This window comes from Pantoea allii (assembly GCF_002307475.1).
Lineage (GTDB): Bacteria > Pseudomonadota > Gammaproteobacteria > Enterobacterales > Enterobacteriaceae > Pantoea > Pantoea allii.
In genome coordinates, this window is record NZ_NTMH01000040.1 from 169563 (window position 1) to 183990 (window position 14428).

General features: G+C 49.9%; 16 protein-coding genes. 13 read left to right on the forward strand and 3 right to left on the reverse strand.

The window, feature by feature from the left end:
* Nucleotides 1-3: 3 nt before the first annotated feature.
* The 3 genes from CMR03_RS17835 to CMR03_RS25915 all read left to right on the forward strand — a co-directional run bounded on the left by CMR03_RS17835 (nucleotide 4) and on the right by CMR03_RS25915 (nucleotide 3361).
* Nucleotides 4-1473 (forward strand): tryptophanase, encoded by a 1470-nt coding sequence (locus CMR03_RS17835; protein ID WP_096012201.1) that lies wholly within the window; start codon nucleotides 4-6, stop codon nucleotides 1471-1473.
* A 58-nt stretch (nucleotides 1474-1531) separates the two neighbouring features.
* Nucleotides 1532-2812 carry a cytochrome P450 gene (locus CMR03_RS17840; RefSeq protein WP_096012202.1) on the forward strand — a complete coding sequence of 427 codons (1281 nt, stop codon included), beginning with the start codon at nucleotides 1532-1534 and terminating at the stop codon, nucleotides 2810-2812.
* 336 nt (nucleotides 2813-3148) lie between these two features.
* On the forward strand, nucleotides 3149-3361 hold the full coding sequence (locus CMR03_RS25915; RefSeq protein WP_096012203.1) for a hypothetical protein: 213 nt from the start codon (nucleotides 3149-3151) through the stop codon (nucleotides 3359-3361).
* A 24-nt stretch (nucleotides 3362-3385) separates the two neighbouring features.
* Here CMR03_RS25915 and ybjG read toward each other — a convergent pair whose 3' ends face one another.
* The gene (gene ybjG, locus CMR03_RS17850) at nucleotides 3386-3991 is read right to left on the reverse strand and encodes an undecaprenyl-diphosphate phosphatase (protein WP_063878911.1); all 606 of its coding nucleotides are present in this window, start codon (nucleotides 3989-3991) and stop codon (nucleotides 3386-3388) included.
* 217 nt (nucleotides 3992-4208) lie between these two features.
* Here ybjG and CMR03_RS25280 point away from each other — a divergent pair, with 217 nt between their 5' ends.
* Complete coding sequence (locus CMR03_RS25280; RefSeq protein WP_156506656.1) at nucleotides 4209-4367, forward strand: hypothetical protein; 159 nt, start codon at nucleotides 4209-4211, stop codon at nucleotides 4365-4367.
* Here CMR03_RS25280 and CMR03_RS17855 read toward each other — a convergent pair.
* A complete protein-coding gene (locus CMR03_RS17855; RefSeq protein WP_063881139.1) occupies nucleotides 4362-6050 on the reverse strand; it encodes an aspartate:alanine antiporter in 1689 nt (562 codons plus the stop codon). The two genes, CMR03_RS25280 and CMR03_RS17855, sit on opposite strands and share 6 nt — an antisense overlap.
* A 253-nt stretch (nucleotides 6051-6303) precedes the next feature.
* Here CMR03_RS17855 and ybjM point away from each other — a divergent pair, with 253 nt between their 5' ends.
* Entirely contained in the window at nucleotides 6304-6669 is a 366-nt protein-coding gene (gene ybjM / locus CMR03_RS17860) for an inner membrane protein YbjM (RefSeq protein WP_096012204.1), read from the forward strand.
* A 114-nt stretch (nucleotides 6670-6783) separates the two neighbouring features.
* On the opposite strand, the gene CMR03_RS17865 is transcribed toward ybjM, so the two are convergent.
* Entirely contained in the window at nucleotides 6784-7047 is a 264-nt protein-coding gene (locus CMR03_RS17865; RefSeq protein ID WP_063878913.1) for a GrxA family glutaredoxin, read from the reverse strand.
* A gap of 234 nt (nucleotides 7048-7281) precedes the next feature.
* On the opposite strand from CMR03_RS17865, the gene CMR03_RS17870 reads away from it, so the two are divergent.
* The 8 genes from CMR03_RS17870 (at nucleotide 7282) to potI (ending at nucleotide 14428) form a co-directional block, all read left to right on the forward strand.
* Entirely contained in the window at nucleotides 7282-7539 is a 258-nt protein-coding gene (locus CMR03_RS17870) for a DUF1418 family protein (RefSeq protein WP_096012205.1), read from the forward strand.
* An 11-nt stretch (nucleotides 7540-7550) separates the two neighbouring features.
* A complete protein-coding gene (gene nfsA, locus CMR03_RS17875) occupies nucleotides 7551-8273 on the forward strand; it encodes an oxygen-insensitive NADPH nitroreductase (protein ID WP_096012206.1) in 723 nt (240 codons plus the stop codon).
* A gap of 22 nt (nucleotides 8274-8295) precedes the next feature.
* Nucleotides 8296-9198 carry a 30S ribosomal protein S6--L-glutamate ligase gene (gene rimK, locus CMR03_RS17880; protein ID WP_063878916.1) on the forward strand — a complete coding sequence of 301 codons (903 nt, stop codon included), beginning with the start codon at nucleotides 8296-8298 and terminating at the stop codon, nucleotides 9196-9198.
* Between the two features lie 86 nt (nucleotides 9199-9284).
* Complete coding sequence (locus CMR03_RS17885) at nucleotides 9285-9764, forward strand: type III secretion system chaperone family protein (RefSeq protein ID WP_063878917.1); 480 nt, start codon at nucleotides 9285-9287, stop codon at nucleotides 9762-9764.
* Between the two features lie 492 nt (nucleotides 9765-10256).
* Entirely contained in the window at nucleotides 10257-11366 is a 1110-nt protein-coding gene (gene potF, locus CMR03_RS17890) for a spermidine/putrescine ABC transporter substrate-binding protein PotF (RefSeq protein WP_063878918.1), read from the forward strand.
* A gap of 114 nt (nucleotides 11367-11480) precedes the next feature.
* On the forward strand, nucleotides 11481-12614 hold the full coding sequence (potG, locus tag CMR03_RS17895; RefSeq protein ID WP_063878919.1) for a putrescine ABC transporter ATP-binding subunit PotG: 1134 nt from the start codon (nucleotides 11481-11483) through the stop codon (nucleotides 12612-12614).
* Nucleotides 12615-12623: 9 nt separating this feature from the next.
* On the forward strand, nucleotides 12624-13586 hold the full coding sequence (gene potH, locus CMR03_RS17900; RefSeq protein ID WP_063878920.1) for a putrescine ABC transporter permease PotH: 963 nt from the start codon (nucleotides 12624-12626) through the stop codon (nucleotides 13584-13586).
* On the forward strand, nucleotides 13583-14428 hold the full coding sequence (potI, locus tag CMR03_RS17905) for a putrescine ABC transporter permease PotI (protein ID WP_096012207.1): 846 nt from the start codon (nucleotides 13583-13585) through the stop codon (nucleotides 14426-14428). The genes potH and potI overlap by 4 nt, the downstream gene beginning before the upstream one ends.

The window sequence follows — 14428 nt, forward strand, 5'->3', positions numbered from 1 at the left end:
AAAATGAGAATAAGTGCGCAAGACATGCTGCTCCAGACCGATTTACCTTTTGATAAGGCTCCTCCTTACAGAATCAAAACGATTGAATATTCTATCCCTACCACCAGAGAAAAAAGAAAAGAAATCATGCAGCAGTACGGGTATTCAGGGAGATTATTACCTGCAAAATATGTGTTCATCAATATGGTGACAGATTCCGGAACAGGTGCGTTGAGCGACAGGCAATGGGCAGCAATGATGGAGGGTGATGAATCTTATTTTAACTGCAGGAGCTATGAGCATTTAGAAGAGGTATGCCAGCGCTTTACGGGCATGCCCTATATCATCCCTTCTCACCAGGGGCGTTCAGCAGAAGCGCCAATTTATGAAATTTTTGTCAATCCCGGTGATAAGGTGCCATCGAACACTCATTTCACCACTACCAGCGCGTGGACATTTCAGCGAGGTGCTGAACCTGTCGATTTTCTCTGCCCCGACTACCTTGACCGGGAAAATACCGGCTGGTTCAAAGGTAATATGGATCTTGAAAAGTTTGAACAGTACTTTATTGAACATGCTGAAAAAATACCTCTGGTGGAACTGGTTGTCCCTAATAATCTTAATGGTGGGCAATGTGTCTCAATGGATAATATTAAAAAGGTTCGTAAAATCATTGATAAATATAATAAAAGAGACACACAGTTATATCTTGATATCGCCAGGATTTCGGAGAATGCATGGATAATAAAACAGCATGAAGAAGGTTATAGCGACAGGAGTTGTCTGGATATTGTTAACGAGATGCTTTCCTATGCTGATGGCTGCCATATGAGTGCAAAAAAAGGGGGGCTGGTTAACATGGGTGGTTTCATTGCCTTAAGAAACAAATATTACTGGCAAAAAATGCACCCTAAAACTATTCGTACTGACGGTTATATTACCTATGGTGGGCTTGCCGGGCGTGACCTTGAATGTCTTGCAGTCGGGTTGCTTGAAGGGGTTAACGATCATTATCTCCAGGATCGACAGCGCCAGGTCGATTACTTTGCCAATGCCTGTAAAAAAAGAGGTATTCATATTCTGGAACCCGCCAGCTGCTTTGCGGTATATATTGACGCTGGTCGCTGCCTTCCTCATCTTGATTATACGCAGGGACCAGCAACGTGTTTATCTGCCCAGGCTTTTATTGAGGGAGGATTTGCTTCAACGGCTATGGATTCTCTGCAACGAGGTCGCATTGATGTCAGTAAACCCATGGATGCGGCAAGTCGGCTCAAAGCACCCTACGAATTAATTCGATGTGCAATTCCACGCCGAACCTATTTCGAACCACATTATGAGTGGGCAGCAGAATGCATTCAGCGTGCTATCGAATGGGGTGACAAACTCCCGGCATTCAAACCTATAAAGGATGATCGTCCGCCACTTGAAATGAGCGAAATTGGATTGCACACTTTTTTCGACGATTATGAACCTGTATGGCCTCTCCCCTGATGTAGCCTGATAATCTGTAGACTCACTTTTCATTGATCATATTCTGAGGGTTTTTATTATGCATTGGCTTTACAAAAATATCAAAGATAAGGCTATAAGAGAGAGGGAAAAAGTCTTCATTGAATCCAGTAAATGCATCCGGCTGCCCTGCTCAGAGATTAGCAGCGATGAGGTTAAATTACTGCTAAAGAATAATTCGTATAAAGGAAAAGGTACAACCCGCAAGCTTATTGAATACTTTCATATGCCGGTAGACTGGCATGTGGAAAATATGGATGAATCGCCATTATACACTGAACTGCTGAAAATAGTTTATCCGAAATTAATGATGACAAGGGCTGATATTGAAGAGTGTATCACTGATATTATACGTCAGCGCGGTTCTGGCCTGTTATCAGAAAAGAAATATGGGTTTGCTATTATCAGGAATGAAATAATAATGCTGATGGTCGATTTTTTTCATCTTAAACTCTTCGCCAGGTTACCATCACCTGAAGAGCGTGATTTTCTTAGTCAAAATGTTATCTCTTTTAAAGAAAGTATTTCATTTATTAAAATGCCTGATGAAAAGCTCAGAGCAAAGGTCCTCAGACATATCACTGCTCAATTTTCACCTGATATTATCACTACCCTGCGCGGCAAAGTATCTGAGGATGTGACCAATGAACAGGTCGCCAAAATATTAATGGGGGCGTTTTTTCATACCGGGGTGCTACAGATTGCAGAGTTTGTTGCACATACCATTGTGAGTCTTGCTCAAAACCCCGTTGAGCAGCAAAAGATACGACGGCGAAACTTTGACAAAGCATCAATGAAAAATGTATTGAACGAATCTCTGCGGTTGTATCCTCTCTTCGGCGTGACTAACAGAGTCACAGAAGAAAAACAGTTTATGGTGAACGGATTAACGATTGATAAAGGGACTAATTTAATTTTTGACTTCGTTAAGCTACATCAAGTGGGATTTACTGATCCTGAAAGATTTGATCCGGACAGGTGGAATAACATAAGTACCTCTGACAATTGCTATATACCTTTTGGCGTTGGCAAACGCATGTGCCCTGCGAAAACATTTTCTCTTACTGTTACGGCTGTACTAACTGAACACCTGTTAAGAAAATATTCATTTATCAGTTCTATCCATCATGACAGGCCTATGACTGGCGGCGGTCGGGTCTTTTTTTCGAGGCTGAATAACGAAGTAAAGCCAACGAGTAAAATGATCCATGCACTTGCACTTTTTTATATTGATTTGACAGAATCTTGGTTTCAGAGACGGGCAGCTTTATCAGTTATAACTAACAGCCGAAAGTTTAAAGAGAATATAGACAGGATTTGAGACTCAACTGAACGATTTCACACGCTCAACTTTTTTCCCCTATAAATACGAATATTATGGACAGTTACAAACACGCTAAAAATGGTGTCTTTTTAATGGAAAAATGGCATTTACCGGACACTTAACGTGAGGTTTGGCGTAGCATATTTTCGGTTTCACAGGCAGACCTCTGTTCTTTATGCCGTTGATTAAATTATACGGTTGAACCGTCCTGAATAGCGTTGACACGGTTTCCCTGGGTTTTCAGCAGAATGTGATGCGTTTATTAAACGTATATAACGGGACGACTCTCGGTCCTTTAAACTGACTGTTGTTGAGGAGGTTGAAAAAGGCGGAATGACATACACTCAGGCTCAGGAACGCTATGGTCTTCAGGATTGCTCCACCGTCCTGAACTGGCTGCTTAAATATGACCAACCTGACTGGCACTCTTCAAAGCAGCGTAGCGCCCGTGGAGGAATCGGTAAAATCTGCAACGGTCAGCGCCCCCACCTGTCGCTGAAATACAAAGCGCCTGATGCAGTGCGTCAGGCGCTTCAAAAAGCATAACGTGTCAACCTATGCCGGGGCCAGTCAACCTTGTGTCCAGCCTTTACGTATCGGTAAAGCGAACAGCGCCCGATAGAACGGGTTAATGATATTAAGCAGACGTTCGCCATACAGCTGCCAGGCAAGGTGCGACGCCAGGCAACTCAGCATTCCCACCAGAAAACCGCCCAGCATATCCATTGGCCAGTGCACGCCAAGATAAACACGTGACCAGGCAATCGCAGTGGCGACCACCATCAGGATAATGCCCGACCAGAGCCGGTGCCAGAACAGGAAAGCCAGCGCAAAGGTGAAAATCGTGGTGCCGTGATCGCTGGGATACGAGTCGTCGGCAGCGTGTGCCAGAAACTGATGGCCGAAGTTGATCGCAAACGGACGCGGATGAGGGAACAGTTGTCCCACGCACCAGGAAATGGCTAATGCATAGAGCAGCGCGATGCCGGTTTTTAACACCAGCACTCGCTGTGACGCCACCTGATCGCGCGGTCCCCACAGCCACAATGCCACAATCAGCAGCGGGACAATGGCAATGACGTCTTTGGCTATGAAGAGGGCAAGCTGCAATAACCAGTGAGGTGAGTCTGAGGTAGCGTTAATCGCCATAAACAGGGTGCGGTTCAATTCTTCCATTACGTGGTCGTTTCCTCTTACTGATGTTCAGATTCTCTCAATCCCGGAAAAAGGGCTTAAGCCAACGGGCAAAAGCAGATTGAGTCTGTCGCATCTGCTAGCACATGTTGCTAACAAAATAAGCTACCTATCCTGCGTGCAGACGGGCAGAGAGTCCATCACAAGGTTCTTAATCTGCACTAAGGTTGCAAAATGGTTTAAGTTTGGTGAAGTTTTAATGTTGAAGTGGGGCGGGCAGGATGCAAGGCATAAAAAAACCCGCTGGGAAAAAGACCAGCGGGCTCCACAATTTGGGGATTTCAAAGAAAAGCAGTGGCACTTATTCAGACTGTGGTCGGTAAAAAAAGTTCTGGACGTCAGTAAAAAAATTTTATAAGGACAGTAACGGCCAGATAATAACGATTAATGTGCCCGCCAGCGTCAGCAAAACGTTCGCGATGGCGTAGGTGCCGGCATAGCCCAGCGCAGGGATATTACTGCGCGCCGTATCGCTGATAATCTCCATAGCCGGTGCGCAGGTGCGTGCACCCATAATGGCCCCGAAAAGCAGCGCGCGGTTCATGCGTAAAACATAAGCGCCAAACAGGTAGCAAATCACTACCGGTAACAGGCTGACCAACAGACCGCACAAGAGCATCAGCGCGCCGTTAGCCGATATGCCATGGTCGATACCGCTCCCGGCACTCAGGCCAACGCCTGCCATAAACACCATCAGCCCAAACTCTTTAACCATCGTCAGCGCACCTTGCGGAATATAGCCAAAGGTGGGATGGTTAGCGCGCAGGAAGCCCAGCATAATGCCGGCAAACAGTAACCCAGCGGCATTACCGATGCCAAAACTGAAGTTGCTGAATTGAAACGTAATCAACCCGACCATCAGGCCGATGATAAAAAAGGCACAGAATGCCAGCAGGTCGGTTATCTGGCTGTGAATCGCAATAAAGCCAATGCGATCCGCCACACTTTTTACCCGCCGCGCCTCACCACTGACCTGCAACACATCGCCTTTATTGAGCATGATATTGTCGTCAATTGGCATCTCAATCTGGCTGCGAATCACGCGGTTTAAAAAGCAGCCGTGATCGGTAAGATTGAGTTTGCTCAGCCGCTTGTTTACGGCGTTGTGGTTTTTTACCACAATCTCTTCGGTCACAATCCGCATATCCAGCAAATCGCGGTCAAAGACTTCTTTTCCGTTACGGAAGCTGGCATCCAGTCGCGCGTGCGCATCCGGATAGCCCACCAGCGAAATATCATCCCCCAGTTGCAGCACCGCATCGCCATCCGGACTGGCGAGGATGCCATTACGGCGGATACGTTCGATATAGCAGCCTGTCTGGCGATAGATCCCGAGCTCACGTAGATTCTTACCGCCGCTCCATGCCACCAGCTCCGGGCCCACACGATAAGCACGAATCACCGGCAGAAACACTTTGCGCTGGCTGTCAGCGTCAAGGCCGCGCTCACGTGCAATTTGTTGTGCGCTGGTGGGTAAGTCCTGATGTTGCAGACGGGGGAGATAGCGAGCGCCAAAAATCAGGCTGACTAGCCCTATCAGGTAGGTAACGGCATAGCCCAGACTGAGTTGATCCTGCATCATGCTGAGCTGTTTAGGATCGCTGATGCTCTGGCGCAACGTATCGCCTGCACCGACCAGCACCGGCGTAGAGGTCATGGAACCGGCCAGAAGGCCCGCGGTCAGCCCGATATCCCAGCCAAAGAATTTGCCAAATCCCAGGGCCAACAGCAGGGCGCTGACCACCATCACGATGGCGAGCATGAAATAGTTTTTGCCGTCCCGAAAGAAAATAGAAAAAAAGTTGGGACCCGCTTCAATACCGACACAAAAAATAAACAACATAAAGCCCAGGCTTAGGGCATCCGTATTCATCGAGAAGTGCTGCTGGCCTAATAATAACGAAACCACTAATACGCCAATGGAATTGCCGAGTTGCACCGAGCCAAAACGTAATTTCCCCAGACAAAGTCCCAGAGCCAGCACGAAAAATAATAACAGAATGTCATTACCTCTTAACAATTCTGCGATGTTAACATTCAACATTTTAACTTCTTGTTTACTTGTAACCTATTGAAGAGAGGCTTGTTTTTCGCTATCTTGAGCAAGCCGTAAGATTACCTTCAGCGATCATCGATTTCTGAAAAGGTAACGAGGCCAATATTCTAATCAGAAAAACCATTCTCAGCCATTGGCGACTTTCATTCGTATGGCAAACGGCTGTTTATTTTTATTTCCACCGGGCTCAGCAAGGTCACAGACGATGTTTTGGCGAGTTTTTAATGAGTGGGGAGTTATGCCGCAGCGTTATTATTTCTGGGCAACCTGCCTGTCAGGTGGCGTGTTTTATTGTTTAATCTTTATGTTTACCCAGGATTTCCGGCTGTTAGATAAGCAGGTGTTACACGGCCAGCCTGAACTGCTGCTTTTTTTGCTACCTGGTGCATTAATGGCGCTGATGCAGCAAGAAGCACCGCTAAAAAGCACGCTGATTATGGCGTTTACCGGGACGCTACTGGCCGCGCTGTTATTGCATGGCGTTTTCGCTGAGCCTACCCGATGGGATTATATTGCTATCTGGAGCCTGAGCGGCATGTTTTGGGCGGGATGCGGTGCACTACTCGTGCGGTTGCTGCGACTGATCGCCGCGTCCAGACGTTAAGTGCTTATACGGGGTTATGTACTGCCCGTTATCCTGTTGAGTCAGGTCAGCCATTTCATTAAGGCGCGGCTGGCATCACGCCAGCGCGCACATTCAGGTTATCGCCTCTGTTGCTCAGGCAACAAATCCCAGATTCTCTTTTGTCCACGCCGCAAACTCGGTGTAGCCACCGATATGCTGATCGTCCAGGAAAATCTGCGGTACGGTGCTGACCGGTTTGCCCGCACTGGCTTCGAGATCGGCTTTGGTGATGCCTTCCGCCTGAATATCAACATACTGGTAGTTGAAATCATCACGATCGGCCTGCAGTTTATCCGCCAGTTCTTTGGCGCGAACGCAGTAAGGGCAGCCGGGACGACCAAAAATAACAGCAATCATTGAGAACTCCTTGCGAGGTACGTTGTGTGATGATGATCACACGACAAAGTCAGGAAAGCCGATAATGATGCCCGCTCGTCGCGCTTAAAGAAAGCAGGATTTACCTGTTAGTCTGATGCCTGCATCCTATGAATCCACAAAGTGAGTCAGGGCGCGAGCTGAAACCACTGATGTGCAATTTAAGGGATGTTATCCATAATTGAGAGTCAATTAGCCTTGAGGCAGGAGAAAGCTATGCGGAACATCGCAACGTTGCCTAAGACCATACTGGCAATGGAAGCGCTGGGCGGTTTGCTTATTGTCGGCGCGCTGGTCGTGGTTAACCGTTGGTTACCTGGCCTGCCCAACGGTGCCGGAAGTAAGCACTTAGCGACCGCGCTGTTTATCATCGGCATTATGCTGATGATACCTGCCGCCTGGCTGTTGATGTGGCGCTGTGCCAAAGCACTGGCGCCGCAGTTGTTCAACCAATCTGAAAAAAAAGATAATTAGCTGGAGATTTTATGACACCGACTATCGATTTACTGTGCAGCCACCGTTCAATCCGTTCTTTCACTGACCAGAAGGTGAGTACTGAGCAGCGTGACGCGATTATTGCTGCGGCGCAATCGGCGTCCACATCCAGCTTTTTGCAGTGCTCATCCATTGTACGCGTGACCGATTCGGCGTTACGCGATCAACTGGTTACCCTGACGGGCGGCCAGACGTGGGTGGCCGATGCGGCGGAATTTTGGGTATTTTGCGCGGACTTTAATCGTCATCTGCAAATCTGCCCGGATGCCCAGTTAGGCCGGGCAGAACAGCTGCTGCTCGGCTGTGTGGATACAGCACTGATGGCGCAGAATGCCATGGTAGCAGCAGAATCCCTGGGGCTGGGCGGCGTATTTATTGGTGGTATTCGTAACAACATCGCCCAGGTAACCGAGCTGCTGGGGCTGCCAAAGTTTGTGCTGCCGCTGTTTGGTTTCTGCCTGGGCTATCCTGAATCCGTGCCGGATGTGAAACCACGTATTCCGCAGTCGATGCTGGTACATGAAAATCGTTATCAACCTGTGGACCCGGCAGTGCTGGCTGATTACGATAGCCGTACGGCGATCTACTATGAACAACGCGACAGCAATCAGCGTAGCGAAACCTGGAGCCAGTTGATTCAGCGCCTGATCATCAAAGAAACCCGCCCGTTTATGCTGGATTACCTGCATCAGCAGGGCTGGGCAACACGCTAATTTAACGCAAGGATTTTGATGGATGAAAATGGCCATTCTGTCGCGCGATGGAACGCTTTATTCCTGTCGCCGTTTACGTGACGTCGCCGAACAGCGCGGTCATTTTGTGCAGATCATTGATCCTCTCTCTTGTTATATGAACATTAACCCCGCCTCGCCCGGTATTCACTACCGCGGCGAGCTGTTGGGGCATTTCGATGCCGTTATTCCGCGCATTGGCACCGGTATTACCTTTTATGGCACCGCGGTGTTACGCCAGTTCGAAATGTGCGGCAGTTATCCGTTAAACGAATCCGCCGCTGTGACCCGCGCGCGCGACAAACTCCGTTCCCTGCAACTGCTGGCCCGGGACGGGATAGATATGCCGGTAACGGGTTTTGCCTCTTCTCCGGATGATACTCAGGACCTGATCGCCATGGTGGGCGGTGCACCGCTGGTGGTGAAACTGGTCGAGGGAACCCAGGGCATTGGCGTCGTACTGGCCGAGACGCGCCAGGCGGCAGAAAGCGTCATTGATGCCTTTCGCGGGCTTAATGCACATATTTTAGTGCAGGAGTTTATCCAGGAAGCGCGTGGGCGCGATGTGCGTTGCCTGGTGATCGGCGATCGTGTCGTGGCAGCCATTGAGCGTCAGGCGAAAGAAGGGGATTTCCGTTCGAATTTACATCGAGGCGGTACCGCCTGTACGGTTGACATCAGCGAGCAGGAACGTGAGATGGCGGTAAAAGCTGCCGCTGTACTGGGACTGGATGTGGCAGGCGTGGATATTCTGCGCTCAAAACGTGGCCCGTTGGTCATGGAGGTAAATGCGTCTCCCGGCCTGGAAGGCATTGAAACCACAAGCGGTCTGGACATTGCAGGCATGATGATCGACCACATTGAACGGCATGCTACCCCCGGGCTCCGTCCTAAAACCGCGGGTTGACCCGCGTTTTCCAGTGGTTTTCGTGGAATCTCACCCGGTTTTTCCGTAAGCTAGGTCGCTTATTTATCACCCCATGGGATTTTACAATGGATTCTCTTGTCGTTCCGGATATCGACCTGCTGCGTCGTTGGCTGGATCAGCAAAATATCACTTGGTTTGAATGTGATGCTTGCCAGGCGCTTCATTTGCCGCATATGCAAAACTTCGACGGGGTGTTTGACGCTAAAATCGACCTGGTCGATAACGTCATTCTGTTTTCAGCACTGGCGGAAGTCAAACCGACCGCATTAATTCCGCTGGTGGGTGACTTATCGCAAATCAACGCCAGTTCGTTGACGGTTAAGGCGTTCATCGATATACAGGATGACAATCTGCCTAAGCTTATTGTTTGCCAGTCAATGATGACCACGGCCGGGTTAACCTTCGGTCAGTTCTCGCATTTTATGAAGCAGAGTGAAGAAGAGATTTCCATGGTCATCATGGAAGCCTTTGCCAATAATTTGCTGATGATAGGTGAAGATGAAGAGCATGTTGCAAGCAGCGCCATGCATTCTGTCCTGCATTAAACCCCTGCGTTGATTAAGCCGTCATCATTGACGGCTTTTTTATTTCCGACGCGCCCTTTGTTACCTGCCACGTATTTCCCCTCCTGGCTGACGCCACAACGACGATTTTTGCGGTTCCGCGCCTGTAATTCTTAATGTTATCAATTGTGAACAACACAGGTTAATTTATAACCGTAATGTTTTATTCTGCATTAAGCCCTTAATTGCCAGATTAATGACGTTGTTTATGCCATAAAAGCCGAACCTCATAGCTTAAACATGCATAAAATATTGAGTTCAGGCGTTTTTTACGCTGAGATCTGGTTAACCCTGAACGGGGGGGCTATGCTTGCGGGGCGGCGACAACAGTGAGAATGCCGTGCAGGTATAGGTTTTTACTATTAAACGTCCACTGAATAATGATTCATTGTGTAACTGATTTTTAATCACTAAACGCAAAACCGAATCACTGATGTGCAGCGTTGTTATAACCCGCTCAGGAGGATTAAAAGCATGTTCAACCAACGTCAAAAATGGTTGTCAGGTGTGGTGGCTGGGGTGCTGATGGCTGCTTCAGCCAGTACCATGGCGGAAGATAAGACGCTGCACGTTTATAACTGGTCGGATTATATTTCGCCAGATACCGTGCCTAATTTTGAAAAGCAGACCGGTATTAAAGTGGTCTATGACGTGTTTGATTCCAATGAAGTCCTGGAAGGCAAACTGATGGCTGGTAGCACCGGCTATGACATCGTGGTGCCTTCATCGAGTTTCCTGGGACGTCAACTTCAGTCTGGCGTGTTTCAGCCGCTGGATAAAAGCAAACTGCCAAACTATAAAAATCTGGACCCTGCCTTGATGGCGAAAGTCGCCCAGCATGACCCGGATAATAAATATGCCATTCCATATTTGTGGGGCACCACCGGAATTGGTTATAACGTCGAAAAAGTTAAAGCCGCGCTGGGCGCTGATGCGCCGGTAAACAGTTGGGATCTGGTGATGAAGCCAGAAAACCTGGAAAAACTGAAAAGCTGTGGCGTTTCTTTCCTGGATGCGCCCGAAGAGATCTTTGCCACCGTACTTAACTACCTGGGCAAAGATCCTAACAGCAGCGATGCGAAAGATTATTCCGGTGCCGCGACGGATCTCTTGCTGAAGCTGCGTCCCAATATTCGTTACTTCCACTCTTCGCAATATATTAACGACCTGGCGAACGGCAATATCTGTGTGGCCATTGGCTGGTCGGGCGATATTCTTCAGGCGAAAAACCGCGCGGAGAAAGCGAAGAATGGCGTCAACATTGGTTACAGCGTACCGAAAGAGGGCGCACTCGCGTTCTTCGATATGATGGCGATTCCTAAAGACGCAAAAGATATTGATGCGGCTTACGCCTGGCTGAACTACATCATGGATCCGAAAGTCATTGCTGACGTGTCGAATAAAATGAATTACGCCAACGGCAATAAAGCCTCACTGCCGTTAATTAATGCCGATATCCGTAACAACCCGGGTATTTACCCCACACCGGATGCGATGGCCAAACTGTTTGTGCTGAAGATTCAGGACCCGAAACTGGATCGCGTGCGCACACGTGCATGGACTAAGGTTAAAAGCGGTAAGTAATTCGACAGCATATGTTATGCAACAGCAACAGAGGCGCAGTACAGGCCTCTGTTGTGCCATTTTTAGCGGCACTGTTTGCCGCGTTGTTCCGCCTGGCTCCGGAGAACTACATTCGTGAACGATGCCATCCCTCGCCCGCAAAATAAAACAGCAAAAGCGTTAACGCCGCTGCTGGAAATTCGTAATCTGACCAAATCCTTTGACGGCCAGCATGCCGTGGACGACGTCAGCCTGACCATTTATAAAGGCGAGATTTTTGCCCTGCTCGGCGCGTCCGGCTGTGGCAAATCAACCCTGTTACGCATGTTGGCAGGGTTTGAACAGCCCACCAGCGGCCAGATTGTATTGGATGGTCACGATCTGTCGCATGTCGCGCCCTATCAACGTCCTATTAATATGATGTTCCAGAGCTACGCGCTGTTTCCCCATATGACGGTAGAGCAGAACATTGCTTTTGGCCTGAAGCAGGACAAACTGGCAAAAGGGGAAATCACCCAACGCGTCGAAGAAATGCTGTCGCTGGTACACATGCAGGAATTTGCCAAACGCAAACCGCACCAGCTTTCGGGTGGTCAACGTCAGCGCGTGGCGCTGGCGCGCAGCCTGGCGAAGCGGCCGAAACTGCTGCTGCTGGATGAACCTATGGGGGCGCTGGACAAAAAGCTACGCGACCGCATGCAGCTGGAAGTGGTGGACATTCTGGAGCGCGTTGGGGCGACCTGTGTAATGGTGACGCACGATCAGGAAGAAGCCATGACGATGGCAGGACGTATTGCCATCATGAACCGCGGAAAATTCGTGCAGATCGGTGAGCCGGAAGAGATTTACGAGCATCCTACCAGCCGCTACAGCGCCGAGTTTATCGGCTCGGTAAACGTGTTTGAAGGCCTGCTGCGCGAACGTCAGGAAGACGGTCTGGTGATTGACAGCCCCGGCCTGAAGCATCCTCTTAAAGTCGATTCAGATGTATCGGTGGTGGATAACGTGCCGGTTCACGTCGCCCTGCGCCCTGAAAAAGTGATGCTGTGCGAAGACGTGCCTGCCGATGGTTGTAACTTTGCTGACGGTGAGGTGGTCCACATTGCCTATCTGGGCGATCTCTCCATTTACCATGTTCGCCTGCACAGTGGCCAGATGCTCAGTGCCCAGCTACAAAATGCACATCGCTACCGCAAAGGGTTACCGACCTGGGGCGATCAAGTGCGTCTGTGTTGGGACAGTGACAGCTGCGTGGTATTGACGGTTTAAGGAGGCGCGATGAACCAGATTTTTCAACGCACGAAAGCCCCGGCTAAGCTGCTCGGTACGCCGTTGCAGCGCTGGGCAACGCGCATAAAGATGCAGCACGGGCGCAAGCTCGTCATTGCATTACCTTACCTGTGGCTGATTCTCTTTTTTCTGCTGCCGTTCCTGATTGTGTTGAAAATCAGCTTCGCGGATATTGCCCGGGCGATTCCGCCTTATACCGAGCTGGTCAACTGGGCTGACGATCAACTCAGCCTGGTGCTGAATCTGGGCAACTATGTCACGCTGAGCGACGATCCGCTGTATATCGACGCCTATTTACAGTCGTTAAAAGTGGCGGCTATCTCCACCGTGATCTGCCTGCTGATTGGTTATCCGCTGGCGTGGGCCGTGGCGCACAGCAAGCCTTCAATGCGTTCTGTCCTGCTGTTACTGGTGATCCTGCCGTCGTGGACGTCGTTTCTGGTGCGGGTTTATGCCTGGATGGGACTGCTGAACAACAATGGTATTCTCAACCGCTTTCTGTTGTGGACGGGCGTGATCGACCATCCGTTAGTGATTCTGTATACCAATACGGCGGTCTATATCGGGATTGTCTACTGCTATCTGCCCTTTATGGTGCTGCCTATTTATACCGCGCTGACGCGAATCGATTATTCGCTGGTGGAAGCCTCACTGGATCTGGGCGCGCGCCCGCTGAAAACCTTCTTCAGCGTGATCGTGCCCCTGACAAAGGGCGGTATCATTGCCGGTTCCATGCTGGTGTTCATCCCGGCGGTGGGCGAGTACGTGATCCCCGAACTGCTGGGCGGTCCGGACAGTATTATGATTGGCCGTATTCTTTGGCAGGAGTTCTTTAACAATCGTGACTGGCCTGTGGCCTCTGCGCTGGCGGTGATCATTTTGCTGATTTTGATTCTGCCGATTATTTGGTTCCACAAACATCAAAACCGTGAAATGGGAGAGAAGGGATGAACAATCTGCCAACGATCCGCTCTCCCTGGCGTACGGCGATTTTAGCCTGCTGCTTTTTGTTTCTTTATGCGCCGATGCTGCTGCTGGTGGTTTACTCCTTCAACAGTTCGCAGCTGGTGACGGTCTGGGAAGGGTTTTCATTCAACTGGTATCGGGTGCTGTTTCAGGACAATGCCATGATCGATGCGGTGCTGCTGAGCCTGACCATTGCCGGGCTTTCAGCCTCGATGGCGGTGGTGCTGGGCACGATGGCGGCGGTGATTATCGTGCGGTTTGGGCGCTTTCGTGGTCATAACGGCTTTGCCTTTATGCTGACCGCACCGCTGGTGATGCCTGATGTGATCACCGGGCTGTCGCTGTTACTGCTGTTTGTCGGCTTAGGGAATGCGCTGGGCTGGCCAACGGAACGCGGTACGCTCACCATCTGGCTGGCACACGTGACGTTCTGTACCGCTTATGTGGCGGTGGTGATTAACTCGCGCCTGCGGGAGCTGGACCGATCTATCGAAGAGGCGGCGATGGATCTGGGCGCGACGCCGTTGAAAGTCTTCTTTGTGATTACGGTGCCGATGATTGCGCCAGCGATTGTGACGGGCTGGCTGCTGGCCTTTACGCTGTCACTGGATGACCTGGTGATTGCCAGCTTTGTGACCGGGCCGGGTGCCACCACTTTGCCGATGGCTATTTTCGCCACGGTGCGACGTGGGGTGAATCCGGAGATTAACGCGCTGGCTTCCCTGATCCTGTTCGTCGTGGGCATCGTGGGCTTTATTGCCTGGCGCGTGATGGCTCATGAAGAAAAGCAGCGTATAAGCGATATTCAGAAAGCGAAACGTGGCTAA

What these genes read in the sequence shown, in the direction of transcription:
- CMR03_RS17835 (WP_096012201.1), top strand. Translation starts at nt 4, where the DNA reads ATGAGAATAAGTGCGCAAGACATGCTGCTCCAGACCGATTTACCTTTT.
- CMR03_RS17840 (WP_096012202.1), top strand. Translation starts at nt 1,532, where the DNA reads ATGCATTGGCTTTACAAAAATATCAAAGATAAGGCTATAAGAGAGAGG.
- CMR03_RS25915 (WP_096012203.1), top strand. Translation starts at nt 3,149, where the DNA reads ATGACATACACTCAGGCTCAGGAACGCTATGGTCTTCAGGATTGCTCC.
- ybjG (WP_063878911.1), bottom strand. Translation starts at nt 3,991, where the DNA reads ATGGAAGAATTGAACCGCACCCTGTTTATGGCGATTAACGCTACCTCA.
- CMR03_RS25280 (WP_156506656.1), top strand. Translation starts at nt 4,209, where the DNA reads ATGTTGAAGTGGGGCGGGCAGGATGCAAGGCATAAAAAAACCCGCTGG.
- ybjM (WP_096012204.1), top strand. Translation starts at nt 6,304, where the DNA reads ATGCCGCAGCGTTATTATTTCTGGGCAACCTGCCTGTCAGGTGGCGTG.
- CMR03_RS17865 (WP_063878913.1), bottom strand. Translation starts at nt 7,047, where the DNA reads ATGATTGCTGTTATTTTTGGTCGTCCCGGCTGCCCTTACTGCGTTCGC.
- CMR03_RS17870 (WP_096012205.1), top strand. Translation starts at nt 7,282, where the DNA reads ATGCGGAACATCGCAACGTTGCCTAAGACCATACTGGCAATGGAAGCG.
- nfsA (WP_096012206.1), top strand. Translation starts at nt 7,551, where the DNA reads ATGACACCGACTATCGATTTACTGTGCAGCCACCGTTCAATCCGTTCT.
- rimK (WP_063878916.1), top strand. Translation starts at nt 8,296, where the DNA reads ATGAAAATGGCCATTCTGTCGCGCGATGGAACGCTTTATTCCTGTCGC.
- CMR03_RS17885 (WP_063878917.1), top strand. Translation starts at nt 9,285, where the DNA reads ATGGATTCTCTTGTCGTTCCGGATATCGACCTGCTGCGTCGTTGGCTG.
- potF (WP_063878918.1), top strand. Translation starts at nt 10,257, where the DNA reads ATGTTCAACCAACGTCAAAAATGGTTGTCAGGTGTGGTGGCTGGGGTG.
- potH (WP_063878920.1), top strand. Translation starts at nt 12,624, where the DNA reads ATGAACCAGATTTTTCAACGCACGAAAGCCCCGGCTAAGCTGCTCGGT.
- potI (WP_096012207.1), top strand. Translation starts at nt 13,583, where the DNA reads ATGAACAATCTGCCAACGATCCGCTCTCCCTGGCGTACGGCGATTTTA.